General features: G+C 62.2%; 25 protein-coding genes and 3 pseudogenes. 19 read left to right on the top strand and 9 right to left on the bottom strand.

Annotated features, from left to right (window positions below; genetic code table 11):
- The 8 genes from M511_RS14205 to mnhG all read left to right on the top strand — a co-directional run bounded on the left by M511_RS14205 (nucleotide 1) and on the right by mnhG (nucleotide 7,791).
- The gene (locus M511_RS14205; RefSeq protein WP_010394986.1) at nucleotides 1-237 is read left to right on the top strand and encodes an acyl carrier protein; all 237 of its coding nucleotides are present in this window, start codon (nucleotides 1-3) and stop codon (nucleotides 235-237) included.
- Entirely contained in the window at nucleotides 230-1,477 is a 1,248-nt protein-coding gene (locus M511_RS14200) for a type III PLP-dependent enzyme (protein ID WP_240547643.1), read from the top strand. The genes M511_RS14205 and M511_RS14200 overlap by 8 nt, the downstream gene beginning before the upstream one ends.
- Nucleotides 1,478-1,622: 145 nt before the next feature.
- Complete coding sequence (locus M511_RS14195) at nucleotides 1,623-4,493, top strand: monovalent cation/H+ antiporter subunit A (RefSeq protein ID WP_085502535.1); 2,871 nt, start codon at nucleotides 1,623-1,625, stop codon at nucleotides 4,491-4,493.
- Complete coding sequence (locus M511_RS14190; RefSeq protein ID WP_010394980.1) at nucleotides 4,493-4,837, top strand: Na+/H+ antiporter subunit C; 345 nt, start codon at nucleotides 4,493-4,495, stop codon at nucleotides 4,835-4,837. The genes M511_RS14195 and M511_RS14190 overlap by 1 nt, the downstream gene beginning before the upstream one ends.
- Entirely contained in the window at nucleotides 4,834-6,639 is a 1,806-nt protein-coding gene (locus M511_RS14185; RefSeq protein WP_085502534.1) for a monovalent cation/H+ antiporter subunit D, read from the top strand. Before M511_RS14190 ends, M511_RS14185 begins: the two co-directional genes overlap by 4 nt.
- Nucleotides 6,636-7,124, top strand: coding sequence for a Na+/H+ antiporter subunit E (locus M511_RS14180; RefSeq protein ID WP_010394975.1), 489 nt, complete (start codon nucleotides 6,636-6,638; stop codon nucleotides 7,122-7,124). Before M511_RS14185 ends, M511_RS14180 begins: the two co-directional genes overlap by 4 nt.
- On the top strand, nucleotides 7,121-7,402 hold the full coding sequence (locus tag M511_RS14175; RefSeq protein WP_010394973.1) for a K+/H+ antiporter subunit F: 282 nt from the start codon (nucleotides 7,121-7,123) through the stop codon (nucleotides 7,400-7,402). Before M511_RS14180 ends, M511_RS14175 begins: the two co-directional genes overlap by 4 nt.
- The gene (gene mnhG / locus M511_RS14170; protein ID WP_040601861.1) at nucleotides 7,399-7,791 is read left to right on the top strand and encodes a monovalent cation/H(+) antiporter subunit G; all 393 of its coding nucleotides are present in this window, start codon (nucleotides 7,399-7,401) and stop codon (nucleotides 7,789-7,791) included. Before M511_RS14175 ends, mnhG begins: the two co-directional genes overlap by 4 nt.
- Here mnhG and aroB read toward each other — a convergent pair.
- Together aroB and M511_RS14160 are read right to left on the bottom strand one after the other, a co-directional pair.
- Nucleotides 7,788-8,891 carry a 3-dehydroquinate synthase gene (gene aroB / locus M511_RS14165; RefSeq protein WP_085502533.1) on the bottom strand — a complete coding sequence of 368 codons (1,104 nt, stop codon included), beginning with the start codon at nucleotides 8,889-8,891 and terminating at the stop codon, nucleotides 7,788-7,790. The genes mnhG and aroB overlap by 4 nt on opposite strands.
- A complete protein-coding gene (locus M511_RS14160) occupies nucleotides 8,888-9,436 on the bottom strand; it encodes a shikimate kinase (RefSeq protein ID WP_254901061.1) in 549 nt (182 codons plus the stop codon). Before M511_RS14160 ends, aroB begins: the two co-directional genes overlap by 4 nt.
- Before the next feature lie 117 nt (nucleotides 9,437-9,553).
- Here M511_RS14160 and M511_RS14155 point away from each other — a divergent pair, with 117 nt between their 5' ends.
- The 4 genes from M511_RS14155 to M511_RS14140 are packed head-to-tail and all read left to right on the top strand — an operon-like array spanning nucleotide 9,554 to nucleotide 13,737.
- Entirely contained in the window at nucleotides 9,554-9,811 is a 258-nt protein-coding gene (locus M511_RS14155) for a hypothetical protein (protein ID WP_085502531.1), read from the top strand.
- On the top strand, nucleotides 9,798-11,420 hold the full coding sequence (locus M511_RS14150; protein ID WP_010394961.1) for a hypothetical protein: 1,623 nt from the start codon (nucleotides 9,798-9,800) through the stop codon (nucleotides 11,418-11,420). The genes M511_RS14155 and M511_RS14150 overlap by 14 nt, the downstream gene beginning before the upstream one ends.
- Nucleotides 11,417-12,394, top strand: coding sequence for a tyrosine recombinase (locus M511_RS14145; RefSeq protein ID WP_085502530.1), 978 nt, complete (start codon nucleotides 11,417-11,419; stop codon nucleotides 12,392-12,394). Before M511_RS14150 ends, M511_RS14145 begins: the two co-directional genes overlap by 4 nt.
- Nucleotides 12,394-13,737 (top strand): HlyC/CorC family transporter, encoded by a 1,344-nt coding sequence (locus M511_RS14140; protein WP_010394958.1) that lies wholly within the window; start codon nucleotides 12,394-12,396, stop codon nucleotides 13,735-13,737. Before M511_RS14145 ends, M511_RS14140 begins: the two co-directional genes overlap by 1 nt.
- A gap of 2 nt (nucleotides 13,738-13,739) precedes the next feature.
- Here M511_RS14140 and M511_RS14135 read toward each other — a convergent pair whose 3' ends face one another.
- A complete protein-coding gene (locus M511_RS14135; protein ID WP_085502529.1) occupies nucleotides 13,740-15,230 on the bottom strand; it encodes a nucleobase:cation symporter-2 family protein in 1,491 nt (496 codons plus the stop codon).
- Between the two features lie 246 nt (nucleotides 15,231-15,476).
- Between M511_RS14135 and tkt the strand changes: the two genes are divergently transcribed.
- From tkt to aat, 6 genes are all read left to right on the top strand, one after another.
- Nucleotides 15,477-17,498, top strand: coding sequence for a transketolase (gene tkt / locus M511_RS14130; RefSeq protein ID WP_085502528.1), 2,022 nt, complete (start codon nucleotides 15,477-15,479; stop codon nucleotides 17,496-17,498).
- 168 nt (nucleotides 17,499-17,666) lie between these two features.
- Complete coding sequence (locus M511_RS14125; RefSeq protein WP_085502527.1) at nucleotides 17,667-18,605, top strand: DMT family transporter; 939 nt, start codon at nucleotides 17,667-17,669, stop codon at nucleotides 18,603-18,605.
- The gene (locus M511_RS14120) at nucleotides 18,602-19,492 is read left to right on the top strand and encodes a lysophospholipid acyltransferase family protein (protein WP_010394949.1); all 891 of its coding nucleotides are present in this window, start codon (nucleotides 18,602-18,604) and stop codon (nucleotides 19,490-19,492) included. Before M511_RS14125 ends, M511_RS14120 begins: the two co-directional genes overlap by 4 nt.
- A 103-nt stretch (nucleotides 19,493-19,595) precedes the next feature.
- Nucleotides 19,596-20,111 carry an acetyl-CoA carboxylase biotin carboxyl carrier protein gene (accB, locus tag M511_RS14115; protein ID WP_085502526.1) on the top strand — a complete coding sequence of 172 codons (516 nt, stop codon included), beginning with the start codon at nucleotides 19,596-19,598 and terminating at the stop codon, nucleotides 20,109-20,111.
- A gap of 8 nt (nucleotides 20,112-20,119) precedes the next feature.
- Nucleotides 20,120-21,469, top strand: coding sequence for an acetyl-CoA carboxylase biotin carboxylase subunit (gene accC, locus M511_RS14110; protein WP_010394942.1), 1,350 nt, complete (start codon nucleotides 20,120-20,122; stop codon nucleotides 21,467-21,469).
- A gap of 43 nt (nucleotides 21,470-21,512) precedes the next feature.
- The gene (aat, locus tag M511_RS14105; protein ID WP_085502525.1) at nucleotides 21,513-22,151 is read left to right on the top strand and encodes a leucyl/phenylalanyl-tRNA--protein transferase; all 639 of its coding nucleotides are present in this window, start codon (nucleotides 21,513-21,515) and stop codon (nucleotides 22,149-22,151) included.
- Here the strand turns inward: aat and M511_RS14100 are convergent.
- The 3 genes from M511_RS14100 to M511_RS14090 are packed head-to-tail and all read right to left on the bottom strand — an operon-like array spanning nucleotide 22,115 to nucleotide 23,452.
- Nucleotides 22,115-22,612: a DUF2155 domain-containing protein gene (locus M511_RS14100; RefSeq protein WP_085502524.1), complete on the bottom strand. Its 498-nt coding sequence runs from the start codon at nucleotides 22,610-22,612 to the stop codon at nucleotides 22,115-22,117. The two genes, aat and M511_RS14100, sit on opposite strands and share 37 nt — an antisense overlap.
- Nucleotides 22,609-23,073 carry an outer membrane lipid asymmetry maintenance protein MlaD gene (gene mlaD, locus M511_RS14095; protein ID WP_085502523.1) on the bottom strand — a complete coding sequence of 155 codons (465 nt, stop codon included), beginning with the start codon at nucleotides 23,071-23,073 and terminating at the stop codon, nucleotides 22,609-22,611. Before mlaD ends, M511_RS14100 begins: the two co-directional genes overlap by 4 nt.
- Nucleotides 23,074-23,077: 4 nt before the next feature.
- Nucleotides 23,078-23,452, bottom strand: a complete 375-nt coding sequence (locus M511_RS14090) for an NADH:ubiquinone oxidoreductase subunit NDUFA12 (RefSeq protein ID WP_085502522.1) — start codon at nucleotides 23,450-23,452, stop codon at nucleotides 23,078-23,080.
- Nucleotides 23,453-23,790: 338 nt separating this feature from the next.
- Here M511_RS14090 and M511_RS14085 point away from each other — a divergent pair.
- Nucleotides 23,791-24,554: pseudogene (locus M511_RS14085) on the top strand (IS5 family transposase).
- Between the two features lie 10 nt (nucleotides 24,555-24,564).
- Here M511_RS14085 and M511_RS19465 read toward each other — a convergent pair.
- The 3 genes and pseudogenes from M511_RS19465 to M511_RS19455 all read right to left on the bottom strand — a co-directional run.
- Nucleotides 24,565-25,074 carry an IS630 family transposase gene (locus tag M511_RS19465; RefSeq protein ID WP_254901048.1) on the bottom strand — a complete coding sequence of 170 codons (510 nt, stop codon included), beginning with the start codon at nucleotides 25,072-25,074 and terminating at the stop codon, nucleotides 24,565-24,567.
- Between the two features lie 253 nt (nucleotides 25,075-25,327).
- A pseudogene (locus M511_RS19600) lies at nucleotides 25,328-25,471 on the bottom strand (IS630 family transposase); the annotation flags it as partial.
- Nucleotides 25,411-25,662 (bottom strand): annotated as a pseudogene (locus M511_RS19455) (helix-turn-helix domain-containing protein); the annotation flags it as partial. The pseudogenes M511_RS19600 and M511_RS19455, both read right to left, overlap by 61 nt.
- Nucleotides 25,663-25,719: the final 57 nt, after the last annotated feature.

Genomic DNA, 25,719 nt, shown 5'->3' with positions numbered 1-25,719 from the left:
ATGAGTTTCGGTAAGGACGAATTGATCCGTTATATCAGCAATGACCTGAACATCGACACTGCGCCTGAGGGCGGGACCGAGCTTTTTTCCAGCGGCATCCTCGACTCGGTGGCCATGGTCGGGCTGATTTCATTTGTCGAGCAGCAGGCAGGCGTTCGCGTCCAGCCGGGCGATGTGACGCTGGAGAATTTCGACACCGTCGACGCCATCCTTGCCTATGTCCAATCCCTTGAGTGAGCCCGGGACCGCCACGCTGGACCGCCATCTGGCCGAGGCGGCAGAACGCTATGGTACCCCCGCCTATGTCTATGCGACCGATGTGATCACGGCGCGGCTGGCGCATCTGCGCGCGCACCTCGGTCGCTGGTTCAGCATCAGCTTTGCGGTCAAAAGCAATCCGAACCCGGCGCTTCTGGGTTGGATGCGGGATCAGGTAGACCTGCTTGACGTCTCGTCGGGCGGAGAGTTCGCGCTTGGCCGTCAAACAGGCTGGCAACCTGGGCTGATCAGTTTTACCGGTCCCGCCAAACGCGAGGCCGAATTGCGCGCAGCCATCTCGGGTGGTGTTGGAGAGCTGGTGCTGGAAAGCCTGCGCGAGGCCCGGCTTGCCGATGCCATTGCGGCCGAGCTTGGGCGCGTTCAGCCGGTCATGATCCGGCTTGCCCCTGCGCGGGTGCCCAAGGGATTTGGCGACCAGATGGCCGGCCGTCCCAGCCCCTTCGGCATTGATGTCGAGAACGCGCCGACCGAACTGCCCCAGATCGCCACCTTGCCCAACCTGCGTATTATCGGACTGCATATCTATTCCGGCACTCAATCGCTGAAATCCGAGGCGATCTGCGAGAACTGGCGCATCTTTATGCAGGTATTCTCTGAAATCTGTGTATCGCTGGACCTGCGGCCGGAAAAGCTGATCTTCGGTTCGGGCTTGGGCATTCCCTATCACCCGGGCGAAAGTGAGCTTGATCTTGCCGCCATCGCCGCCGGGGTCGGGCCTGATCTGGATGCCTTCCGTGCAGATCCGCGCTTTGCTGACACCCGGCTGGTGCTGGAACTTGGCCGCTATCTGGTCGGCCCGGCGGGCTGGTTCCTGGCCCGCGTCGTTTCGGTCAAGCAATCGCGCGGCAGCCGTATTGCCATCTGTGATGGGGGTCTGAACGCGAACCTTGCAGCCTCGGGCAATTTCGGGATGGTGCTGCGGCGCAATTACGTCATCCACCGTGTCGGCGGCGATGAAGGCGGTACCCGACCAGACGAGCCGCAGGATATTTCCGGCCCGCTCTGCACCTCGATCGACAAGCTGGGTAGCCGGGTGCTGTTGCCGCGGCTTGATGAGGGCGATCTGATCGCCATTCACGGCTGCGGAGCTTATGGGCCGACGGCCAGCCCGCTTTATTTCATCAGCCACCCCCTGCCCGCCGAGGTCCTGTTGACCGGAGAGCAGCTTTGTGACGCGACCCCTGATCGGGGCCGTTAAGGCCCCGGTTCCGCGTCCTGTTTACGGGCGCGATAAAATATTCCTGATCTTGGATTTTTACGTCACTTTTATCGACCGGGTCGGTTGTATTCCGTCCCGTCGCGCGTCTATTATCCAAACAAGCTCCAACCCAAAAAGGAAGACAATGGTTGAACAGAACCTGTTGCTGTTGCTTGTTCTGACGCCATTCGTTTCGGCCGCTTTGGCGGCTACGCTTCCTATCGGAGCACGCAATGCAGAAGCCTGGCTCGCCGGGCTGACGATGATTGTCGCGCTGGTGATCCTGGGTGTGCTTTATCCCGCTGTCACCGATGGGCAAAGTATCACCGGGACCTTTGAATGGGTCAGTTCCGTTGGGCTTGACCTGACTTTCCGCATTGACGGCTTTTCATGGCTGTTCATGGTATTGGTGGCGGGGATCGGTTTTCTGGTCATTCTCTATGCCCGCTATTACATGTCGCCCGACGATCCGGTTCCGCGGCTTTATTCCTGTCTGCTGGCCTTTGCCGGGGCGATGTCGGGCCTGCTTCTGTCGGGCAATATCATCATGCTGGTGGTATTCTGGGAACTGACAAGCATCGTCTCGTTCCTGCTCATCGGCTATTGGTATCAAAGACAGGATGCACGCGACGGTGCGCGGATGTCGCTGATCGTCACTGCTTCAGGCGGGCTGTGCCTGATGGTGGCGATGATTATCCTGGGCCAGATCGCTGGCAGCTATGATCTTGAGGCGGTGTTGGCGGCAGGACCGCAGATCACCATTCATCGCCTTTATCCTGTGGTGCTGATCCTGTTCGTGCTGGGTGCGTTCACTAAATCGGCGCAGTTCCCGTTCCATTTCTGGCTGCCCAATGCCATGGCCGCACCGACACCGGTGTCGTCTTATCTGCATTCGGCGACCATGGTGAAGGCCGGGGTCTTTGTTCTGCTGCGCTTTCACCCGGCGCTTGGCGGTACAGATTTGTGGTTCATGATCGTTACCGGAATCGGGCTGGCGACGCTGTTGCTTGGTGCTGTAATTGCGCTTTTCCGCCACGATCTGAAAGGGCTGCTTGCCTATTCCACCATCAGCCATCTGGGGCTGATAACGGCGCTGGCCGGCATCGGCACGCCTTTCGCGCTGATCGCCGCGGTGTTCCACATCGTCAATCACGCGGTCTTCAAGGCTTCGCTGTTCATGGCCGCCGGCATCATTGATCATGAGACCGGGACCCGCGACATGCGCCGCCTGTCAGGATTGGCGCGCGCGATGCCAGTGACAGCGGCACTGGCAATCATCGCCTCGGGCGCCATGGCTGGGGTGCCATTGCTGAACGGGTTTTTGTCGAAAGAGATGTTCTTTCAGGCGACCTATGTCTGGAACAACGGCAGCTTTCTTGACAATTTTGCGCCTTATGTCGCGGTTGTGGCCGGTGCCTTTAGTGCCGCCTATTCGCTGCGCTTTATCGTGACGGTGTTTTTCGGCCCGCCCGCGACCGATCTGCCACATGAACCGCATGAACCGCCGCTGTTGATGCGGCTGCCGGTGGCAATCCTTGTGGCGATCTGCCTTGCTGTGGGCATATTCCCCCAGCAGGTTCTGGGCACATGGCTGCAGACGGCCAGCCTTGCCGTCGTCGGACCTGATCTGCCGCATTTCAGCCTTAAGATCTGGCATGGCGTCAACCCGCCCCTGATCATGAGCATGATCGCCATGACGCTGGGCGCGGTGATCTATCTGCTTCCGCGCCGGGTGATCGATTCGGGCGAGGATGGGACGCGGATCATGCGAAAGCTTGATTTTGCGCATGGGTTTGACTGGCTCTTGCAGATGCTGACAACCCGCCTGCCGCGACTTGCGCTGCGCGTGCTGTCGGCGAACGGGCTGCAGGCGCAACTGCGCGCCATGGTCCTGTTGTCACTTGCGGCCTCTTGGTTCGTGCTGCGTACGCTGGACTGGAACGTACCGATGCCAAAAATCGGCGCGAATGAGCTGGTCTTTGCGCTGCTATGGCTCGTTGGCGGCACCTGTGCTGTCGGGGCGGCATGGCAGGCCAAGTATCACCGCTTTGCCGCGCTGGTGCTGATGGGGGGCGCGGGGCTTGTCACCTGCGCAACCTTCGTCTGGCTGTCGGCCCCCGACCTTGCCGTGACCCAGCTGCTGGTCGAGATCGCGACCACCGCGCTGTTGCTTCTGGGCCTGCGCTGGCTGCCCAAGCGTGACAAAGAGATCCCGGGCGACAACAACCTTGCCGCCCGTGCCCGCCGCAGCCGCGACCTGCTGATTGCCCTGGCCTGTGGGACCGGCATGACCGCGCTGGCGCTGGCGGTGCTGCTGACTACGCCCGGCGCTTCGGTCGGTGACTGGTTCCTGCGTAACGCCTATGTCGAAGGCGGGGGCACGAACGTCGTCAACGTCATCCTTGTCGATTTCCGCGCTTTCGACACCTTTGGCGAAATCACTGTTCTCGCCATCGTCGGGCTGACGGTTTATGCGCTGCTTCGCCGCTTCCGACCCGCACCGGAGAGTGTCGAGCGCCCGCGTCCGCAGCTTGATGCCGAGGAACAGGCGCTTGAGGCCTATCTGTTTGTCCCGGCTGTGCTGATGCAATGGATGTTTGCGCCGATCATCGCGCTGTCGGCCTATCTGTTCTTCCGCGGCCATGACCTGCCGGGTGGCGGCTTTGCCGCCGGGGTCACGCTGGCTGTCGGCCTGTTGCTGCAATATGTCGCTGCCAATGTGCGCTGGGTCGAGGCGCGCCTGACCGTGCTGCCGGTGCGCTGGATGGCCTCGGGGCTGACGATCTCGGCCGCGGTCGGGGCGGGCTCGTGGATATTTGGCTATCCGTTCCTTAGCGCCCATGCGCAATATGTGGATATTCCGGTGATCGGAAAGGTGCCCTTCTCGACCGCGATGCTGTTTGACTTTGGCGTGTTCTCGCTGGTGCTGGGGGCCATCGTGCTGATGTTGATCGCCATCGCTCACCAGTCGCTGCGTGTCGCCCGCCCCTCAGACACCGGCAAGGAGCTGAAGTAATGGAACTGATCCTTGCCCTTGCCATTGGTGTTCTGGTCGGCTCAGGGGTCTGGCTGATGCTGCGCCCGCGCTCATATCAGGTGATCGTCGGGCTGTGTCTGCTGGCCTATGGGGTAAATCTGTTCATCTTTGCCATGGGCCGGCTTTATGTTGGTGCGGCCCCGATCATGCCCAAGGGCGGTTTCGTCGATCCGACCGCCTATGCCGACCCGCTGCCACAGGCGCTGGTACTGACGGCCATCGTCATCAGCTTTGCCACCACCGCGCTGTTCCTTGTGCTGATGATCGCCTCGCGCGGGGTGACGGGCACCGACCATGTCGATGGTAAGGAGCGGCATTCATGATCAATACCGGCGTCGCGCCCGACCATATGATGATTGCGCCGATCCTGATCCCGATCGTCGCGGGCGCGATCATGCTGTTTTACAACGACCGTAACCGGCAGACCAAGCTGATCATGGGGCTGGTTGCGGTCGGGTTGACCTTTCTTGCCTCGATCGAACTGGTTTCGGATGTGAAATCTGCGACCGAACAGGGGGGTACGGTTGTCGGCCTGTACCGGCTTGGCGACTGGCCGGTGCCGATCGGCATTGTGCTGGTGCTCGACCGTCTTTCGGCGATGATGGTGATGCTGACCGCCCTGCTTGCGGCGCCGTCGCTGATCTATGCGGCAGCGGGCTGGCACGGCAAGGGTCAGCATTATCACAGCATGTTCCAGTTTCTGCTGGCGGGGGTAAACGGCTCTTTCCTGACCGGAGACCTCTTTAACCTCTTTGTTTTCTTTGAGGTCATGCTTGCTGCCTCATACGGGTTGATGCTGCACGGTTCAGGACCCGAAAGGATCAAGGCCGGGCTGCATTACCTTGCCGTGAACCTTGCCGCCTCGCTGTTCTTCCTGATCGGGGTGGCGTTGGTCTATGGCACCACCGGCACGCTGACTATGGCCGATATCGGGCGCGCGCTTTACTGGCTCGACGATGCCGAGCGGGTGCTGTTCCATGCCGCCGCGGGCCTGTTAGGCCTTGCCTTCCTGATCAAGGCGGCAAGCTGGCCCTTGTGCTTCTGGCTGCCGCCGACCTATGCGGCTGCCTCGCCGCCTGCCGCCGCGATCATGGCGATCATGACCAAGGTCGGGATCTATGTGATCCTGCGCCTGTCGCTGTTGGTACTGGGGCCGGATGCCGGACCCTCGGCGGGGTTTGGCGCCCCGGTTCTGATGATCGGCGGTGTCCTGACCATGGGCTTTGGCATGATCGGCATCCTTGGCACGCCTGAGCTGGTGCGCAAGGGCGGCTATCTGGCCATCATTTCGTCCGGCACCGTGTTGACCGCGATCGGGTTTGCACAGGCCGGAGGCGGCAGCCTGATGCTGGGCGGCGCGCTTTACTACATGGTCGGCTCGACCGCCGCGATCTCGGCCTTTTTCCTGATTGCCGAGCCGGTCAGCCGCAATGACGAAGGCGATGACGATGCCCCGGTCGAGGATGACGGCTTTGACCCGCTGTCGGAACGCTGGGCGCCAATGGGCCTTGGCACCGTCGAGGACACCACCGCCCCGGCGAGCCAGCGCACCGTCAGTTGGCTGACCATGTCGATCTGTTTCTCTCTTGTAGCGGCGATGATTGCAGGTCTGCCGCCGATGCCGGGCTTTATCGGCAAGCTTGCGATCCTGCGCGGGGCCATTCAGGATAACCTGTCGACAGCGGGTTATCTGCCGATGGTGCTGTGGGTCTATGCCGCCATGCTGATCCTGTCAGGGCTCGGGGCGCTGATTGCGCTGATGCGCTTTGGTATCCGCCGATTCTGGGCCGAGGAAGGGCCAGCCCCGCGCATCCTTGCACTTGAGGTGGTTCCGGTGGTCCTGCTGCTTGGCATGATTGCGTTGCAGACGGTGCGAGCCGATGCGCTGCTGGGTTATACTCGGGACACTGCCCGTGCGCTGCTGGAACCAGGGGTTTATCGCAAGGCCGTGCTGGCGGGTGCGCAGGACGTACGTGCAGCCCCGGTTTCCAGCCTTGCGCCGGATCCGGCCCCCGCCCCGGACGAGGCCCCCGAGGCAGAGGCCGCAGCGCCTGAAACTCGACCGCAGCCAGAGCCCGCCCCCGCGGCGGAGATGGCCAGCCCAGAGACGCAGGTGAACCCATGAGCCGGCTGATCCCTCATCCCGTCCTTTCGGCGACGCTGGTGGTGATGTGGCTGATCCTGACCGCCTTCAGCCTGGGCCACCTGCTGCTTGGCACGCTGATCGCGCTTGGCGCGGGCTGGTCCGTCGAACATCTGCATCCGCCTAAACCTGTTTTCCGGCGCTGGCTGGCAATTCCCCGGCTGATGGCTATCGTCGCGGTCGATATCCTGCGCTCGAACATCACCGTCGCGCGCGTGCTGATCCTTGGGCCCAACCATCCGGCCTATCACTCGGGCTTTGTCGAACTGGCGCTGACGATGCGCGACCCGAATGCCATTGCGGTACTGGCAATCATCCTGACCAGCACCCCCGGCACTGCCTGGATCGAATTCGATCAGGAGGAGGGTCGGCTGTTGCTGCATGTCCTCGATCTGCGCAGCGCGGATGACTGGCAAAGCATCGTCCACGACCGTTACGAGAGGTTACTGATGGAGATTTTCGAATGACGGCCGAGATCCTGCGCTTTGCCCTGGGCTATGCCCAGATCGCCCTGATCCTGGCGCTTGCGCTGGCCTGCTGGCGTATGCTGATCGGACCGCGTGCTCAGGACCGGGTGCTTGGCCTGGATACCATGTATATCAACGCTATGCTGCTGTTTCTCGTCATCGGCATGAGCAATGGCAATGTCTTCTTTTTTGAGGGTGCGCTGGTCATTGCCGTGCTTGGCTTTGTCACAACCGTTTGCGCGGCGAAATTCCTGATGCGGGGCGAGGTGATCGAATGATGCATCTTGAGCAGTTGCCCCCATGGGCGGCGATCATCATCGCGTTGTTTGTGGTCATCGGTGCCACGCTGACGCTGCTGGGAGGCGTAGGGCTGGTGCGGCTGAAAAGCTTTTACCAGCGGCTGCACGCCCCGACGCTGGGCTACAGCTATGGGACACTGCCTATTATTCTGGCCTCGATGCTGATGTTTTCGCTGACCGAGCAGCGGCTGGTCGTCCACGAGCTGATGATCGGCATGTTCATCCTGATCACCACACCGATCACCTTGCTGATGCTGGGTCGGGCGGCACTGCGGCGTGATCGCGACCGCAAGCTGGGTCATGATGAGATTGTGCCGCCGCGCAACCGGCCAGAACCGCCGACCGAGGAGCCGGCCAAAGACGCCTAGCGCGACTCGGCCAGCACCTGACGCAGCATTGCCGGATCTACTTCGTCCGTGACAAAAGCCTGACCGATCCCCCGCGCCAGAACAAAGCGCAGCTTGCCGTCCTGAACCTTTTTGTCCTGCGCCATCAGGCCGATCAGCGCCTCGTCATCCGCCAGATCGCCGGGAATGTCGCGCAGATGTGCGGGCAGCCCCATGGCGGTAAAATGCGCGGCGACGCGTGACGGCGTTTCCTGACTGCAAAGGCCCAGCTTGGCTGATAGCGCAAAGGCCAAAGTGCAGCCAACAGCCACCCCTTCGCCATGCAGGAGCCGGTCGGAATAGCCGGTCGCAGCCTCAAGCGCATGGCCGAATGTGTGGCCAAGGTTCAAAAGCGCCCGCTCACCCTGCTCGGTCTCGTCACGCTGGACGATTCCGGCCTTCATCTCGATCGAATGGCGTACCGCGCGCTGACGCAGGGCGGGGTCCGAGATCAGCTCTGCGGCATTCGCCTCCAGCCATTCAAAAAAGGTCTCGTCGCCCAAAAGGCCATATTTCGCCACCTCGCCATAACCGGCGCGGAAGTCGCGCAGGGCAAGCGTGGTCAGCACGTCGATATCGGCCAGCACCAGCGCAGGCTGATGGAAGGCGCCGATCAGGTTCTTGCCCTGAGGGCTGTTGATGCCGGTTTTGCCGCCAACCGAACTGTCCACCTGCGCCAGCAGCGTTGTCGGAATCTGCACGAAGCGCACGCCCCGGCGCAGAATCGCGGCGGCAAAGCCCGCAAGATCACCGATCACCCCACCGCCAAGGGCGATGACCAGATCCTTGCGCTCGATCCTCTGCTCAAGCAGCCATTCGACCGCGCGACCCAGCTCGGCCCAGCATTTCGTCCCCTCTCCCGCAGGCAGGGCGAGAGCCCTAGCATTGATCCCCTGAGCGGCCAGCGTCTCTTGCAGTGCAGGCAGATGCAGGCGTGCCACCGTTTCATCGGTCAGGATGGCCACACGGCGTTTGCCGGCAAGTGCGACGATCTCTTCCCCCGCGCGGCTTAGCAGTCCCTGCCCGATGCGCACGTCATATGAGCGCTCGCCCAGCTCAACGTGAACGGTCTCGATGCTCATTTGCCCTCCAGTATCGCGGGATTATATGCCTCTATCGCAGCCAGTACGCGATTCGCCGTCTGTTCTATGGTGTCGCCGCGCTGCGCGGGCACGCGGATATCGGCCAGCGCATAGACGGGACTGCGTTCGGTCAGCAGCTGTTCAAGCGTGCCGCGCGGATCGGCGGTCTGCAAAAGCGGCCTGGTCGGTCGATGGCGGACACGATGCCAAAGCGTCTCAAGATCGCAGTCAAGCCAGACCGCCACGCCGTCTTGAGCGATACGCCCGCGGTTTTCGGGACGCAGCCATGCACCGCCGCCTGTTGAGACAATTCCGGGGCCTGATGAAAGCACCCGGCGCAGTACCTCTGATTCGCGGGCGCGAAAGAACTCTTCACCGTCGCGGGCAAAGATTTCGGGGATCGACATGGCGGCGGCACGCTCGATCTCGGCATCGGTATCATGGAAAGGCCGATTCAGGCGGCGCGCAAGCTCTCCCCCGATTGCGGTCTTTCCCGCCCCCATCATCCCGATCAGCACGATGTTACGCCGCATCACCACCTTGATCCTGCCTCTTGCAACCGGACAGACAGATGGCGTGATCTTTCGGGAAATGCCATATATATTTCACACGAACCGGCGACAGACCGGCCTATAAGCATATTGAGGCGGAAAGGGCAATTCATGCGGCTTTTGAAGGTGGTAGCAGTTCTGGTGGTCCTGATTCTGGCGGGGCTGGCGGGCTATGCCTATTTTGGCGACATGAGCTCGGACCCGCGCGAAATGCGCATGCCCGTCGAACTGGACCTTGACGCGGATAGCTCTGCCCCCGCGCGCGCGCCGCAGCCTGTCACGTCTGAGACCAGCGAAAATGACGGCACCGAAACCGAACCGGCCCCCGAAACGGGTGGCAGCGAAGCGGGGCAGAATGACCTCGACTGACGGATTTGTCCTTGCCTGTGCGCTGGCCGCAGGACTGACGCTGGCTTTGCCGGCTGCGGCCAAGCCGCCATTGTCGGCCAGCGATTGGCTGTCGGGCAGTGTGCAGGATCCGGGCAGTATCTCTTCCTGGCGTCCTGGTGATCCGCGTCCGGCCGAGATCAGGCGTCGCAGCCGTCGCGATATTGCACCTACCGGCGCGGTCGAGCCGGTGGGCGTAACCCGGCTGGGCGAGGGCAATCCCGACGGCAAGGGCACCGTTTCGCCGCGTACCGCTGGCCTGCCCGCAGATATGTGGGGGGACAGCGATTCGGAAACGCTGGTGCGGCTGATCCGCGGCTCACACCCGCGCCTGCCGGCGCTGCGCCGGCTTGAACGGCGTCTGCTTGCCGCACAGCTGCACCCGCCCCGCACCGAGGCCGGGCAGGAAGGTGCACTGTTTCTTGCCCGCGTGGACAAGCTTCTGGATATGGGCGCGACCGGTGCCGCGAAAGAGCTGCTGAAGACCGCCGGTCCCGGCGACCCGCAACGGTTCCGGCGGCTGTTCGATATCGCCCTGCTGTCTGGGGATGAGGCACAGGCCTGCCAGACCATGGACCGCACCCCGGGGGTCGCACCCAGCTTTCCGGCCCGCATCTTCTGCCTTGCACTTGGTGGTGACTGGGCGGCGGCAGCACTGGTCTTTCATGGGGCCGAACAGATGGGGCAGATCGACCCGCAGATGGCGGCACTGCTCGCCCAATATCTGGACGACGGCTATTCCGACCAAAGCAATGAGCTGGTGCCGCCGCCGGTGGTCACGCCGCTGGACCTGCGCTTGCATGAGGCGATTGGCCAGCCCCTGCCCTCATCCAGTCTGCCGCTGGCCTTTTCGCTAGCCGATCTGGACCAGAATGGCGGCTGGAAAGCGCGTCTCGACGCTGCCGAGCGGCTGGCGCGGGCCGGGGCGATCCCTGCCTCGCAGTTGCGGATGATCTATCTGGAACAAAAGCCCGCCGCCTCGGGCGGGGTGTGGGAGCGTGCCTCGGCCGTGCAGGCGCTGGCAGATGCGCTGTTACTGCGCGAGCCGGCCGCAGTGGCCAAAGCCCTGCCCCGCGCCTTTGACACCATGATCCCGGCAGGGCTGGGGCCTGCTCTGGCCGATATGGTCGGCGCCGATGTCGGTGCCATGCAGCTTGAGGGGCGAGCCGGGCAAATTGCCCTGTGGCTTGCGCTGCAGGCCGGTCAGCCACAGGTGGTGCAGGGCCTCGGCCCGGGGAACGATCCCTTTGACGAATGGCTGCTTGGCTTTGCCGAGGGTGAGCCAGAGGCAGCGCCCCCGCAAGGGAATATGGAACCGCGGGCGGCAGAGCTTTTTCCTGCTTTCGTCGGTCCTTCCGAAAAGGACCTCTCGGAAAACGCAGCACAACTCATTCTTGCCAAAAAGCGGGGGGAGGCGTTGTTGAATGCGATCTCGGATGTCGATGCCGGACTTGACGGCGATCTGGCCCGCGCGGCGCAAGGGCTGCGCGTCTTGCGCGTGCTCGGCCAGCAAGAGATCGCGCGACAGGCGGCGGTCGAACTGATCCTTGCCCCGGTGATGATGCCCGCGCCGGGCAGCAGCGTGCCATGAGCAGCGGGCGGCTTGGCGATCAGGGCCGGATTTCGGCTTTTCTCGACGCACAGGCTGCCGAGGCCGGCGCAGCACGCAACACTCTTTTGGCCTACGGCCGCGACCTTAAGGATTTCTCGGACTGGCTGACAGCGCATGGCCAGTCAATGCTGACTGTGACCCGCGAAGGGATCGAGGATTACCTGTCGCATTGCAATGCTCAGGGCCTGTCGCGGGCAACACGGGCGCGGCGGCTGTCCGCGATCCGCCAGATCACCCGTTTTGCCCTTGAGGAAGGCTGGCGCGAGGATGATCCCGCCGGACGCATCAGCGGACCCGGCAGGGCGCAGCGCCTGCCCAAGGTGCTGGACCGGGCCGAGGTTCAGGCCATGCTGGACGCTCTGCCCCGGCTCGGACGCAATGAGGTTGAACGGGCGCGCAACCTGGTGCTGGTCGAGCTGATCTATGCGACCGGAATGCGGGTCAGTGAGCTGGTCTCACTGCCGGTTGGCGCCTGCCGCGGCAACCCCGCCCTGCTGATGATCCGCGGCAAAGGCGGCAAGGAACGTATGGTGCCGCTAAGCGAGCCTGCGCGGGCGGCATTGGCCGCCTGGCTAAAGCTGCGCGACAATGCCCCGGCGGACAGCGCGCTTGGCAAGCTTGTCGCGGGCAAGGGCGCGCGCTGGCTTTTCCCCGCGTCCAGCCGCGAAGGGCACATGACCCGGCAGGCGATGAATACGCTTTTGGGGCAGCTGGCTTTGGCGGCAGGGATCGACCCTGCGCGCGTTTCTCCGCATGTGATCCGCCACGCCTTTGCCACCCATCTGCTTGAAGGTGGTGCCGATCTGCGGGTGATCCAGACCCTTTTGGGTCATGCGGATCTGGGCACTACCGAGATCTATACCCATGTTCTGGACAAGCGAATGCGTGATCTGGTGCTGAACCACCATCCGCTGGCCAATGCCGAAGCAAGACGCAAACGGAACAGGGAATGATGCCTCTGCCTGCCGCCACGCCTGCCCATGCCGTGCATGATCCGCTGGTATGGTTGGCGGGCGCGGCAATCCTGATCTTGCTCGCCACATCGGCCTTGCTGGCGTGCGCCGAAACTGCGCTGACAGCTGCCAGCCGCAGCAAGCTGCGGGCCCGTGCGGATAAAGGCGACAACCGCGCCGAAGAGGCCCTTGCAGCCCGGCAGGACAGTGAAAGCCTGAACGGAGCCATTCTGCTTGGCAATAATCTGGTCAAGTCTATTGCCATGGGACTTGCCGCGGCACTTGGCCTGCATCTTGGCGGTTGGGGCGGCGTTGCGATCGCGCTTGCGGTCATGGCGGCCCTGATCCTGATTCTGGCCGAAGTCCTGCCCCGCACCTGCGCCCGCCTCGCCCCTGAAAGCATTGCCTGCCGCGCCGCCCCGACCCTGCGCGTGCTGGCGCGGCTGCTATCGCCGCTTGTCTGGTTGGTTCGGCTGATCGCGCGCGGCATTCTTGCCTTGTCTGGAATTCGCGCGGCACAGACAGGCCCGGTATTTTCGGTGCAGGATGAGATTGCCGATGCTCTGGCCGTAGCCCAGTCCAGTGGCGCGGTACAAAAGGAAGAGCGTGACCGGCTGATGGGTGTGCTGGATCTGGGCGAACACTCAGTCGAAGAGGTCATGCGCCACCGCTCGAACATCGAGATGATCGACGCCGATCTTTCTGCCGAACAGGTGCTGGATCTGGTCCTGAAAAGCCCCCATACCCGCCTGCCCGTTTTTCGTGGCGAGCGCGAGAACGTCGTTGGCGTCATCCATGCCAAGGATCTGTTGCGCGGTGTGCGGCGGGCTTTACAGGAAAACGGCCCCGAGGCGCTGCGCAGCTTTGACGTTCTCAGTACGGCGATGCCGCCCTATTTCGTGCCCGAAACCACCCCTCTGGATGAGCAGATGCGCGAGTTCCTGAAACGGCGCACGCATTTTGCGCTGGTCGTGGACGAATATGGCAGCCTGCGCGGGCTGATCACGCTTGAGGATATTCTGGAGGAAATCGTGGGCGAGATCGCCGATGAACATGACACTGAGGAGGTGCAGGCGCTCGTCCCCGGTCCGCAAGGCGATTATATCGTTGACGGCACCATGACGATCCGCGACCTGAACCGGGCACTGGACTGGAGCCTGCCCGACGATGAGGCCAATACGGTGGCAGGTCTGGTGATCCACCTGGCCCAGTCAATCCCGATGCCGGGCCAGGTTTTTTCGTTTGAGGGCTACCGCTTCGAGGTGCTGACCCGCCGCGAAAACCGTCTGACGCGGTTGCGCATCCGCCCGCCGGAACAGCCGGTTACGGGGGATGCGCCGTAAGCTTAGTGATCAGCCATGCTGGCGGCGCGCTTTGCGCCTTCGGCATCGCCTCCGGTACCGTTGAAGAACGCGTTGAGAAGGACCGCAGCGATGGTCGCAAGCAGGATGCCGGATTCGATCAGCGGATGGATCGCATGGGGCATCCATTGTTTGAAGTCCGGCGCGATCAGCGGGATCATCCCAAAGCCAAGCGCCACGGCCACCACGAACAGGTTGTTGCGGTTGCCGGCGAAATCGACCGTCGAAAGGATGCGGATGCCGGTCGCAGCGACCATGCCGAACATGACAAGCCCCGCCCCGCCCAGAACCGGGGTTGGCAGCGACTCGACCGCCGCACCCATCTTGGGCACCAGACCAAACAGGATCAGGATCAGCCCGCCTGCCACGCAGATATAGCGGCTCTTGATTCCGGTCACGCCGACCAGCCCAACGTTCTGGCTGAAGGATGTATAGGGAAAGGTATTAAAGATCCCGCCGATCAGCGTGCCCAAACCATCGGTGCGCAGACCCGCGGTCAGCCGCTGCGGCGTGATCTCACGCCCTGTCATCTCGCCAAGCGCAAGGAACATGCCCGTCGATTCGATCATGACGACGATCATGACGAGGACCATGGTGACGATCAGCACCGGATCAAAGATTGGCATGCCAAAGTGAAAGGGCGTGACAATGCCGAACCAGCTGGCCTCGGCAACCTTGGCAAAGGTCATCTGCCCCAGCAGGACGGTCAGCACCGCCCCGATCAGCATCCCCAGCAAAACCGCGATATTGGCGACAAAGCCGCGCCCGAAACGCGCGATCAGCAGGATCGCCACCAGCACGACGCCCGAGATCGCGATGTTGACCGGTTGGGCATACAGCGGGTTCTGCACGCTTGGAGCCGGGGCAAACCCGTCGGGCAATGCCGGGACAACGCCTGTTTCGGCCAGTTCTTTAAGCTGGTTCAGCCAGCCAGCCGCCACAGGATCGACAAGCTTTGGCGCGGTTGGCCCGACCGGGTTGCCAAAGATCCAGTTGATCCCCACCCGCATCAGCGTGACGCCAATCACCAGAATGATGGTGCCAGTCACCAGAGGCGGAAAAAAACGCAGCATCCGGCCAACAAACGGCGCGATCAGCATGGCGACGATCCCCGCCCCGATGATGGCACCAAAGATCATCCGCGCGCCATCGGGTCCGGGGTAAGCGTTGGCCATGGCAACCATCGGCCCGACCGAGGCGAAGGTCACCCCCATCATCACCGGCAGCTGGATGCCAAACCAGCGCGTCATACCCAGAGACTGGATGATCGTTGCAACCCCGCAGCAGAAAAGATCGGCCGAGATCAAAAAGGCCACGTCCTCGGGCGCAAGTTTCAATGCCCTGCCAACGATCAGCGGCACAGCCACTGCCCCGGCATACATGACCAGAACGTGCTGCAGGCCCAGTGTCGCCATCCGCAAAGGAGGCAGTATCTCATCCACCGGCTCGGTGGTCACAGTTCTGCGGTTTGCCATAGTCACCCTCTCGCTGTTGGATTTGCTGCTTTTTCACAGGTTTGCGGCCTGCGCGGGCAGCCGGCAAATCCTTTATGCGGGCAAAGGGGCGATGAAATCGTATTGCCCTGAAAAACGGGGATGAAAGTGGCGCGGAAACCGGCAGGAATGCCGGGAAACCGGCCTTGCGGTCCGGTCGCGGCTTGCAACCGCGCGCTGGCCTGCCTATCAGGACATGCCGCCAATCTAACAGCACGGAATCCCGATATGGACATCGCCTCCCGCCGTAAGGCTGATCCCTCTCACTGGCGTCTCGCTACCGCGATCCGCGCCCTTTCCATGGATGCCGTCGAGGCCGCGAACTCCGGCCACCCCGGCATGCCGATGGGTATGGCTGACGTTGCCACGGTCCTGTTTCGCAACCATCTGAAATTTGACGCCGCTGCGCCGAACTGGTTTGACCGCGATCGTTTCGTGCTGTCGGCGGGCCACGGCTCGATGCTGCTTTATTCGCTGCTGTACCTGACCGGCTATGAGCAGATGTCGATCGACCAGATCCGCAATTTCCGCCAATGGGGCGCGATCACCGCTGGCCATCCCGAATATGGCCATGCCGAGGGGGTCGAGACGACGACCGGTCCGCTGGGTCAGGGCATCGCAACCGCTGTCGGTTTCGCTATCGCCGAAGAGGCGATGCGCGCCCAGTTCGGCGCCGATCTGTGCAACCACAAGACCTGGGTCATCGCCGGTGACGGCTGTCTGATGGAGGGTATCAGCCAGGAGGCAATCGCCCTGGCTGGCAACCAGAAGCTCAAGAACCTGATCGTTCTTTGGGACAATAACGACATCACCATCGACGGCCGGGTGTCGCTGTCCGATTCGACCGACCAGTTGAAACGGTTCGAGGCTTCGGGCTGGCGTACCCTATCCTGCGACGGGCATGACGCAGCCGATATCGACCGTGCGCTCAAGGACGCGGCCAGTGGCAGGGACGACCGTCCCGTTCTGGTCGCCTGCAAGACCATCATCGGTTTTGGTGCGCCGAAAAAGCAGGACAGCTCGGGCGTGCACGGCTCGCCTCTGGGGGCCGAGGAAATCGCCGCCGCGCGCGAAGCTCTGGGCTGGGAGGCCGAGCCTTTTGTCATCCCCGAAGACATCCTGAGCGAATGGCGCGCTATCGGTGCCCGCGGTCGCACTGAGCGTGAGGCCTGGGCGACCCGTGTCGATGGGGCAGAAAACCGTGATGAATTCGCCCGTCGCATCTCGGGCGAGGTCAGCGACCGTCTGGCGCCCGCCATCGCCGCGCTGAAAAAGCAGGCGCTTGAGACCCGTCCGAAGGTCGCGACCCGCAAGGCCAGCGAAATGGTGCTTGAGGTGGTTAACCCCGAACTGGGCGAAACCATGGGCGGCTCGGCTGACCTGACCGGATCGAACAACACCCGGACAAAGGATCTGGGCATCTTCTCACCGGAAAACCGCAAGGGCCGTTACATCCATTACGGCATCCGTGAACATGGTATGGGCGCGGCGATGAACGGCATCTGGCTGCATGGCGGCTTCCGCCCCTATGGGGGTACCTTCATGTGCTTTACCGACTATGCGCGCGGCGCCATGCGTCTGTCGGCGCTGATGGGGCTGCCGGTTACCTATGTCATGACCCATGACTCGATCGGTCTGGGCGAAGATGGCCCTACCCACCAGCCGGTCGAGCATCTGGCGATCTGCCGCGCGACCCCGAACACGGTGACCCTGCGTCCCTGCGATCTGGTCGAGACCGCCGAGGCATGGGAAATCGCCCTGTCGAGCCAGAGCACGCCGACGGTCATGGCGCTGTCGCGTCAGAACCTGCCAACCCTGCGTGAGGACTCGGGCGAAGAAAACCTCACGGCCCGTGGCGCCTATGTGCTGCGCGAGGCAAGTGCCGAACCCAAGGTTATCCTGATGGCCTCGGGTTCAGAGGTCGAGATTGCCGTTGCTGCCCGCGAAACGCTGGAGGGAGAAGGCATTCCGACCCGCGTCGTCTCGGTCCCGTCGATGGAGCTGTTCCGCGATCAGGACGCCGGATATCGCAGCAAGGTCCTGCCTGCCGGGACTGTTCGCATCGCCATCGAGGCAGCCGTGCGCCAGCCGTGGGAATGGCTGCTTCTGGGCGAGCGCGGCCGCGAAGAAACTTCGGCCTTTATCGGCATGACCGGCTTTGGCGCTTCGGCCCCTGCCCCGACGCTTTACAAAGAGTTCGGGATCACCGCCGAGGCCACCGCCGCCGAGGCCCGCCGCCTGCTTGGCTGAATAACAGCGGGCCGCGCCTGATGCGCGCGGCTGCTTTGCACCTTACGGGCCGCCGCGTCAGTCGCGGCGGCCCTGCCCCTTTTCGGTTTCCCTCGTTGCCCAATGCCTGCGCGGCGGCCCCCTTTTGACCCTGCTGCCGCCTGAGCGCCCAAGCCAAAGGACGCAGCCATGACTCTGAAAGCCGATCCGGCCGCGCTGCCACCGGTTCTTGCTCAGCCGGGCGATCCGGCACGTGCAACCCAGATGCGTGGTATCGTGCTGCTGTTGCTGGCAATTGTGCTGTTCACACTCATGGATGCGACGGGAAAATATCTCTCGGCCCGCTATCATCCGGTGCAGGTGGTCTGGGCGCGGTTCATCACCAATCTTGTCATTGTGATGGTGATCTTTGCGCCGCGGTTGCGCAGCACATTTGCCTCATCACGGCCGGTCGTGCAGTTTTTTCGTGGAGTAACCCAGTTCGGCTCGATCCTGCTGTTCTTTTGCGCGCTGCAGTTCATCGGGCTGGCCGAGGCAACCGCGATCATGGACATCAACCCGGTGCTGATCACGCTGGGGGCAGCGATCTTTCTGGGCGAATCCATCGGTATCCGGCGGCTGCTTGGCATTCTGACCGCGTTATGCGGGGCGATGATCATTATTCGCCCCGGTGCAGGCGTCTTTCATCCCGCCGCACTTTTTGCACTGGTCGCGGCCTTTACCTATGCCGCCGGTGCGATTCTGACCCGGATCGCGCGAACCGATTCGACATCGACCTCGATCCTGTGGTCAGCGGTGGTGGGCACGGTCCTTGCGTCGGTCGCGGTGCCCTTCTTCTGGCAGCCGGTCGCAATGGGCGACCTGTGGGCTTTTCTGCTGCTCGGATGCTTTGGCACCGCGGCACAAGCCCTGCTGATCCGGGCCTTTTCCTTGGCCGAGGCCGCCGCCATCGCGCCCTTTGGTTATACTGGCCTTGTCTGGGCCGGATTCTGGGGCTGGCTCTTCTGGGGTAACCTGCCAGATATCTGGACAGTCGTAGGTGCGTTGATCATCGTGGGTGCTGGCCTGTATGTCTGGATGCGCGAGGCCCGCGCGATGAACCGGGCCGCAACCAAAGGACCGCGATGAGCGAGACCGAAACCCAGGAAACCGTCGCGCTGCGCGATCGCATTGCCAATGGTGCCTTTCTGGCCGTCATGGGGCTGGCGCGGCTGCTGCCATATGAGCGGCGTATCCCTGCCATGGGCTATCTCTTTTCTCATGTGCTGGCACCGCTTGCCGGCTGGCGACAGCGCATCCGCGCCAATCTGGCCATGGCCCGCCCCGACCTTTCCGAGGCCGAGATCCGCCGCCTGACCCGCGCCGTGCCTGATAACGCCGGGCGCTCACTGGCCGAAACCTACTCGGCCAATGAATTCACCGACCGCGTTCGCGCCTCAGACCCGCTGACCGGCCCCGGTCTGCCTGCTCTGGAAGAGGCAGCGGCGACAGGCCGGCCCGTGATCCTTGCCGCTGCGCATTTTGGCAATTACGACGCCATGCGCGCAGCGCTGGCTGCCCGAGATTGGCCAGTCGGTGCGCTTTATCGCCCAATGAACAACGAGGCGTTCAACCGCCATTACATTCCGGCGCTGAACTCGATCTCGCAGCCGATGTTTCCGCGCGGACGAGCCGGCCTTGCGGCGATGTTGCGCTTTCTCAAGGGGGGCGGGATGCTGGCGCTTGGCTTTGACCAGTTTGACGATCACGGCGTCGAGCTGCGCTTTTTTGGCCTGCCGACGAAAACTGTGCTGACCCCGGCCGAACTGGCGTTGCGTTATGACGCGCTGATCCTGCCGGTTGCGGGGGTGCGCCAGCCTGACGGGCTGAGCTTCAAGGTTGAGGTCGGCGCGCCAATCCCCCATAGCGATCCCGAAACCATGATGCAGGCCCTGAACGACCACCTGGAAGGTCTGGTCCGCGCCCATATGGAGCAATGGTTCTGGGTGCACCGGCGATGGAAACGCCGGGGTTAAGCGGCAAATCCCTTTCCCTTGGGTTGCCCTACGGTCTATAAGGACGCCCAAATCCGCCGCGCAAACAGAACGCGGACCCTGACAACGACATCCAGAGGACGGCATGAGCGACGATTCCACCAAAGCGGGTCAAGAAAAGCGTCATCACGAAGGCGACGTTGCCTTTATTCAGGCACTGGCCGAACTGCTCAATCGCAACGACCTGACCGAGCTGACCGTCAAGCGGGAATACGACGAAAATGACCGGCTGACCGTCAGCCTGTCGAAACAGATCCGGCAAGCCCCCGCAGTGCAAGCCGCCCCCGTCTTTGCGGCACCGTCTGCGCCTGCCGCCGCGCCTGCCGCTGCAGCGGTCCCCGCCCCGCCAGAGGACCCGGCGAACCTGCCCGGCGCCGTCACCTCGCCCATGGTCGGTACGGCCTATCTTGCGCCCGAACCCGGTGCCACGCCCTTTGTTACCATCGGCCAGCAAGTCAACGAGGGCGACACGCTTCTGATCGTCGAGGCGATGAAGACCATGAACCACATCCCCTCGCCCCGCGCCGGCACGGTCAAGCGCATCCTCGTCGATGACGGCAGCCCGGTCGAATTCGGCGCTCCCCTGATGGTCGTCGAGTGAGCCAGGGCATGTTCGACAAGATCCTGATCGCCAACCGTGGTGAGATCGCGCTACGCGTGATCCGCGCCTGCCGCGAGATGGGCATTGCCTCGGTCGCGGTCCATTCCACCGCCGACGCCGATGCGATGCATGTGCGCATGGCCGACGAATCGGTCTGTATCGGCCCGCCGCCTTCGACCGACAGCTATCTGTCGATGCCAGCCGTCATTTCGGCATGTGAGATCACTGGCGCCCAGGCCATTCACCCCGGCTATGGCTTTCTGTCCGAGAATGCCGGCTTTGTGCAGATGGTCGAAGATCACGGCATCACCTTCATCGGCCCTTCGGCTGAACATATCCGCATCATGGGCGACAAGATCACCGCCAAGGAAACCGCAAAATCCCTGGGTATCCCCGTGGTCCCGGGTTCGGACGGCGGCGTGCCGGATGTCGATTCAGCGCACAAGATCGCGGCCGAGATCGGCTATCCGGTGATCATCAAGGCCACCGCTGGCGGCGGCGGTCGTGGAATGAAGGTCGCCCTGGACGAGGCCGGGCTGGAAAACGCTTTCCGCACCGCCCGAGCCGAAGCCAAGGCCGCCTTCGGCAACGACGAAGTCTATATCGAGAAATACCTGCAGCGCCCGCGCCATATTGAAATCCAGGTCTTTGGCGACGGACGTGGCCGCGCGGTGCATCTGGGCGAACGTGACTGTTCGTTGCAGCGCCGCCACCAAAAGGTGTTTGAAGAGGCACCGGGCCCGGTCATCACGGCTGAGCAGCGCGCGCGCATCGGCGAGATCTGTGCCAATGCCATGGCCAAGCTTGGCTATCGCGGCGCTGGAACCATCGAGTTCCTGTTCGAGGACGGCGAGTTCTATTTCATCGAGATGAACACCCGCCTGCAGGTCGAACATCCGGTGACCGAGGCGATCTTTGGCGTCGATCTGGTGCGCCAGCAGATCCTGGTCGCAGCCGGCGAAGAGATGGAGTTCCGCCAGGAGGATCTGCAGATCCGCGGCCATGCCATCGAAGTGCGGATCAACGCTGAAAAGCTGCCGAACTTTACCCCCTCGCCCGGTACAATCTCTCAATATCATGCCCCCGGCGGTCTGGGCGTACGTATGGATAGCGCGATCTATGACGGCTATCGCATCCCGCCCTATTACGACAGCCTGATCGGCAAGCTGATCGTCCATGGTCGCGACCGGAACGAGGCTTTGGCCCGTCTTGACCGCGCACTTGGCGAATTGATCGTGGACGGGGTCGATACCACGTTACCGTTATTCCGCGCATTGCTTGAAAATCCCGATATCCAAAGCGGCAATTACTCGATCCACTGGCTCGAGCGCTGGCTAAGCGAGATGTCCGGGACCTGAGAGGTCAGGCGATGTGGCGGTGGGCACGAAGGCGCAACCCGATATGACCGGGCAGCTGACGGCCAGAACAATGCTCGCCGCCTATGCGCAAGGGGTATTTCCGATGGCGGATTCCGCCTCGGACCCCCGGCTTTACTGGTTTGATCCAGCCCAACGCGGCATCCTGCCTGTTGGCGGGGTGCATGTCTCGCGCTCAATGCGGCGTTTCTTGCGTCGCTGCGACTGGCATGCAACTTTGAACAACGACTTCGCCGGCGTGGTTGACGGTTGCGCCGACCGGCCCGAAACTTGGATCAACGCCCCTCTCCGCGCGCTTTATCTGGATCTGTTCCGCATGGGCCACGCCCATTCTCTGGAAATCTATACCGGCGATACCTTGATCGGCGGGCTGTATGGGCTGACGTTGGGCGGCGCGTTTTTTGCAGAAAGTATGTTCTCGCGGCGCGAGAATGCCTCAAAAGCTGCGCTGATCTGGATGTCCGTGCATCTGGCGCGCTGCGGCTTTGTTCTGTGGGATACCCAGTACCCTAACCCGCATCTGGCCTCGATGGGGGGGCAGACTATCTCCAGACTTGAATATAGACGGCGCCTCGCCGCAGCTCTGCAAGTTCAGGCAGATATGATCTCGCAGCCCCTGCCTGGGTGTTACGACCTGTTGCAGGAAATCACCCAGACATCATAGCGCGAATCGTCAAGCGCAGACAGCGCAGGGGATGAGGCTACCATCCAGCCTGCAAATACCTGAGCATTCGCGCGCTTGTCGGTGACGGTCAGTTCCGCATAAGCGTCCGAAGTCGGGTCGGCGGCGGGATAGCGGCATTCAGACAGCCTGACCTCAAGCCTGCCGAATTCGGCAACCTGGCCAACTGATAGATCAAAGTCTTCGGTCCGGCCAGTGATCTTGTCGAGGCCACGCAGCAGTGCACCTGTACCCGCCGCAGTTTCAGGCCCACGCGCCTGATCGGCAGCGCGCTGACGCTCAGCCGCCGAGGGCTCGGCCGGGACGACAGCAGCAGGATCATCGCTGAAGGCCGGGTCGATCATCAACTGCTCATCCTCACCCTGCCCCTCGTCCTCCTGAGCAAAGACAGGGCCAGCGATGAACAGAAGGCAGAGACAGGCACGGGTCAGAAGGTCATTCATTGTTCGTCATCCGCAGTTTGCGCATCGACAAATTTCATCATCAGCGAGATCAGGCTGACAGCGCCCTGCACATCCTCGATCTCGGCCCCCGGAGGCAGATCATCCGGTGCGCCGCCCGGCTGCAATTCGATATAGGCACCGCCAAGCAGCCCGTCCGACTGTATCAGTGCCGCACTGTCACTAGGCAGACGAATGCTTTCTGGCAGTCTCAACCGCGCCTCAGCAAGGTAAGTCTGGGAGTCGAGCTCAATCCCGGCAACCCGTCCGACCCGCACCCCAGCAACCCGAACATCGGTACCGACCTCAATGCCGCTGACATTCGGAAAGGCCGCGCGCAGTTCATACCCACCGCCAAGCCCTGACGTTCGGCCGCCCGATGTGGACCAGATAAGAAAGCCGGCCGCTACGGCCAGAACGGCCGCGCCAACCCAAAGCTCGGCCCGTTCAGCGGCGCTCACCATCGGTTTACTCAGGCTGCCAAGCGTCGTAGTCGCGGCGCGCGGCCGGCTCAGCACGGTACAGCGAACCCGCCGGATGATAAGCCTCAACTGTACCGGTCTGGTTCGGCTGATGCGGTTTTTCCCATGATTTATGGGCCAGAGGCTCTTGTGTCGGAGGCTGCTTGTAGGTGTGGTGCAGCCAGCCATGCCATTCAGGGGAAATCCGGCTTGCCTCGGATTCACCGTTATAGATGACCCAGCGACGCTTACCGTCGCGGGACTGGTAGTAGATGTTGCCCTGATCGTCCTCGCCGACCTTCTCGCCGTAAAGCTTGGTCCAGACCTGAGTGTTGATGGTCTGGCTGTTCCACCAGGTCAGAAAGCGCAGGAGAAGCGACATGGGTTTGGACCTCATCAAATCGATCTGTCAGAGATATGGCGCAAGATGCGGTGAAGGTCCAGAGATGCTTGCCCGTTCCAGTCGATCTCGAAGCAAATCAATGCAGTAATTTGTACGTAATCGCTGCTTGCACCGTCCATGCTGGTGGATATTCGCCAGGACCTGCGCCAGATCTGGAACGTCCTGCGAAAACTGCCATTTCATCGCTAGCCGCGCCATCAGCGGGGATGAAATAGAACAATGGTCTGAAAATCCCGTCATCCACTGGGCAGTGTTCCCATAAACAAGGTTCATCTTATTGGCGGTGCGTGATTCAATCTCCTTGAAAGGAGGTTACCATGCGCCGTCACGAATTGAGCGACGAAGAATGGGCTATCATCGCACCTCTCTTGCCGGCCAATAGCCGTGGAATTGAACGTGTCGACAACCGCCGGGAGATCAACGGCAATCTGTGGCGTTTCAGGACCGGTTCGTCCTGGCGAGATGTGCCGGAGCGTTATGGTCCACGCACGACGCTTTACAATCGGTTCTCCCGCTGGGGCGTAAAGCGGGTGTCTGGGATCGCCTTCTGGACGCGGTTTCAAAGCGTTACGATAGAGATATCGTCATGATCGACAGCTCTTACATTCGCGTTCACCAACATGGTGCCAATGCTAAAAAGGGGGCTCTGCCGATCCTTGCATGGGGCGTTCTCACGGTGGCCTGACGACGAAAATTCATGCTCTCGTTGATGCAGATGGCCGACCGGTTCGCCTGGAACTCACAGCTGGTCAGGCTGCGGATGCGCCAGCTGCTCAGCGATCTGCAGCCCGGCACAACGATCCTGGCCGACAAGGCATATGATACCGACGCAATTCGTAACTTCGCCAGGCAACGCAAATGCAGGGCGAACATTCCTGCAAAAGCCAATCGAAAGCAGACATTCAACTTCAACCCCAGAGTCGACCATCAGCGCAATCTCGTGGAACAGTTCTTCAACCGTATCACGCAGATGCGGGGCCTTGCGACGCGATACGACCGACGTGCCGACGACTATCTCGCCGCCCTCCAGCTTGCCGCGACGAGGATATGGATTAACTCAGCTAATGAGTCCGCGTCCTAGTCACCTGAATCTAGAGTTCGGCACATAGATTTTGCTGTGTTTTCTGGGAGAAGCGTTTGACGGATGCGAGGATTTCGTCGGCAGATTTGACCCATCGATAGGGCTTGGGGTTTTCGTTGTGCGCGTCTATGAAGGCGGCGATATCGGCCTCCAGGTCTGCGGTGGAGCGGTGGACACCCCGTTGCAGTTGCTTGCGCGTCAGTTCCGCGAACCAGCGCTCCACCTGGTTGATCCAACTCGCCGAGGTGGGTGTGAAATGCACATGCCAATGCGGGCGCCGGGCGAGCCAGGCCTTGATTTTGGATGTCTTGTGGGTGGCGTAGTTGTCCATCACCAGATGCACATCCTGTCCTTGCGGCAAGGTTGCATCGATCCGCTTCAGGAAGTCTCGGAACTCGGTCGCCCGGTGCCGCTTGTAGCATTTGCCGATCACCGCCCCTGTGGCGATATCGAGTGCTGCAAGCAGCGAGGTCGTGCCGTGGCGGATATAGATAGCTATGGGTTCTCCGCTCGGCGACACCCGGCGCCATCGGCAACACCGGCTGTTCCCGATCCAGCGCCTGAATCTGGGATTTTTCGTCCACGCACAGCACGATGGCCCGGTTCGGCGGGGCCATGTAAAGGGCGACGATATCCTGCACCTTGTCGACGAACAGCGGATCGGTGGAAAGCTTGAAGGTCTCACTGCAATGTGGCTGCAGGCCGAAGGCGGCCCAGATCCGGCGGATCGTGGTGTGCGACAGGCCCGTCACCGCGGCCATCGAGCGGATCGACCACTGGGTGGCGTCCTTCGGCGTGGTGTTCAGCGTCCGTTCGATGATCTCGGCCACCTGGTCGTCCGATACCGTGCGGGGCCGGCCGGACGATATTCGTCGGTCAATCCCTCGATCCGGTCCCTGACGAACCGTCTGCGCCACTTGCCGACGGTATGCTCATGCACTCCGGGCCGCGCGCCGACCTCCTTGCTTTGCAGCCCTTCCGCGCAGAGCAGAACCATCCGGCACCGGGCCGACAGCGACCGCGTGGCCTGGTGACGCCGGACATGCGCCTCGAGAAAGTCGCGTTCATCGGCACTCAGAACCACCTCGCCCGCCACTCGGCCAACCATATCATCCCTCCGAAATCGGAGGGGTCAATGATATGAACTACAGTTCCAGATGACTAG

The organism is Paracoccus sp. J56 (assembly GCF_019633685.1).
GTDB classification, from domain to species: Bacteria; Pseudomonadota; Alphaproteobacteria; order Rhodobacterales; family Rhodobacteraceae; genus Paracoccus; species Paracoccus kondratievae.
Note: the sequence above shows the minus strand (reverse complement) of the source record. Positions and strands in the feature narration are given on the sequence as shown.

Excerpts from the sequence above, each read along its gene's own strand:
- aat (WP_085502525.1), top strand. The coding sequence starts at position 21,513 with ATGACCGGGCAGCTGACGGCCAGAACAATGCTCGCCGCCTATGCGCAA.
- accC (WP_010394942.1), top strand. The coding sequence starts at position 20,120 with ATGTTCGACAAGATCCTGATCGCCAACCGTGGTGAGATCGCGCTACGC.
- M511_RS14140 (WP_010394958.1), top strand. The coding sequence starts at position 12,394 with ATGCCTCTGCCTGCCGCCACGCCTGCCCATGCCGTGCATGATCCGCTG.
- M511_RS14150 (WP_010394961.1), top strand. The coding sequence starts at position 9,798 with ATGACCTCGACTGACGGATTTGTCCTTGCCTGTGCGCTGGCCGCAGGA.
- M511_RS14185 (WP_085502534.1), top strand. The coding sequence starts at position 4,834 with ATGATCAATACCGGCGTCGCGCCCGACCATATGATGATTGCGCCGATC.
- M511_RS14135 (WP_085502529.1), bottom strand. The coding sequence starts at position 15,230 with ATGGCAAACCGCAGAACTGTGACCACCGAGCCGGTGGATGAGATACTG.
- M511_RS14090 (WP_085502522.1), bottom strand. The coding sequence starts at position 23,452 with ATGTCGCTTCTCCTGCGCTTTCTGACCTGGTGGAACAGCCAGACCATC.
- M511_RS14175 (WP_010394973.1), top strand. The coding sequence starts at position 7,121 with ATGACGGCCGAGATCCTGCGCTTTGCCCTGGGCTATGCCCAGATCGCC.
- mlaD (WP_085502523.1), bottom strand. The coding sequence starts at position 23,073 with ATGGTGAGCGCCGCTGAACGGGCCGAGCTTTGGGTTGGCGCGGCCGTT.
- M511_RS14100 (WP_085502524.1), bottom strand. The coding sequence starts at position 22,612 with ATGAATGACCTTCTGACCCGTGCCTGTCTCTGCCTTCTGTTCATCGCT.
- tkt (WP_085502528.1), top strand. The coding sequence starts at position 15,477 with ATGGACATCGCCTCCCGCCGTAAGGCTGATCCCTCTCACTGGCGTCTC.
- M511_RS14120 (WP_010394949.1), top strand. The coding sequence starts at position 18,602 with ATGAGCGAGACCGAAACCCAGGAAACCGTCGCGCTGCGCGATCGCATT.
- mnhG (WP_040601861.1), top strand. The coding sequence starts at position 7,399 with ATGATGCATCTTGAGCAGTTGCCCCCATGGGCGGCGATCATCATCGCG.
- M511_RS14125 (WP_085502527.1), top strand. The coding sequence starts at position 17,667 with ATGACTCTGAAAGCCGATCCGGCCGCGCTGCCACCGGTTCTTGCTCAG.
- M511_RS14195 (WP_085502535.1), top strand. The coding sequence starts at position 1,623 with ATGGTTGAACAGAACCTGTTGCTGTTGCTTGTTCTGACGCCATTCGTT.
- M511_RS14155 (WP_085502531.1), top strand. The coding sequence starts at position 9,554 with ATGCGGCTTTTGAAGGTGGTAGCAGTTCTGGTGGTCCTGATTCTGGCG.
- M511_RS14205 (WP_010394986.1), top strand. The coding sequence starts at position 1 with ATGAGTTTCGGTAAGGACGAATTGATCCGTTATATCAGCAATGACCTG.
- M511_RS14190 (WP_010394980.1), top strand. The coding sequence starts at position 4,493 with ATGGAACTGATCCTTGCCCTTGCCATTGGTGTTCTGGTCGGCTCAGGG.
- accB (WP_085502526.1), top strand. The coding sequence starts at position 19,596 with ATGAGCGACGATTCCACCAAAGCGGGTCAAGAAAAGCGTCATCACGAA.
- aroB (WP_085502533.1), bottom strand. The coding sequence starts at position 8,891 with ATGAGCATCGAGACCGTTCACGTTGAGCTGGGCGAGCGCTCATATGAC.
- M511_RS14180 (WP_010394975.1), top strand. The coding sequence starts at position 6,636 with ATGAGCCGGCTGATCCCTCATCCCGTCCTTTCGGCGACGCTGGTGGTG.
- M511_RS14145 (WP_085502530.1), top strand. The coding sequence starts at position 11,417 with ATGAGCAGCGGGCGGCTTGGCGATCAGGGCCGGATTTCGGCTTTTCTC.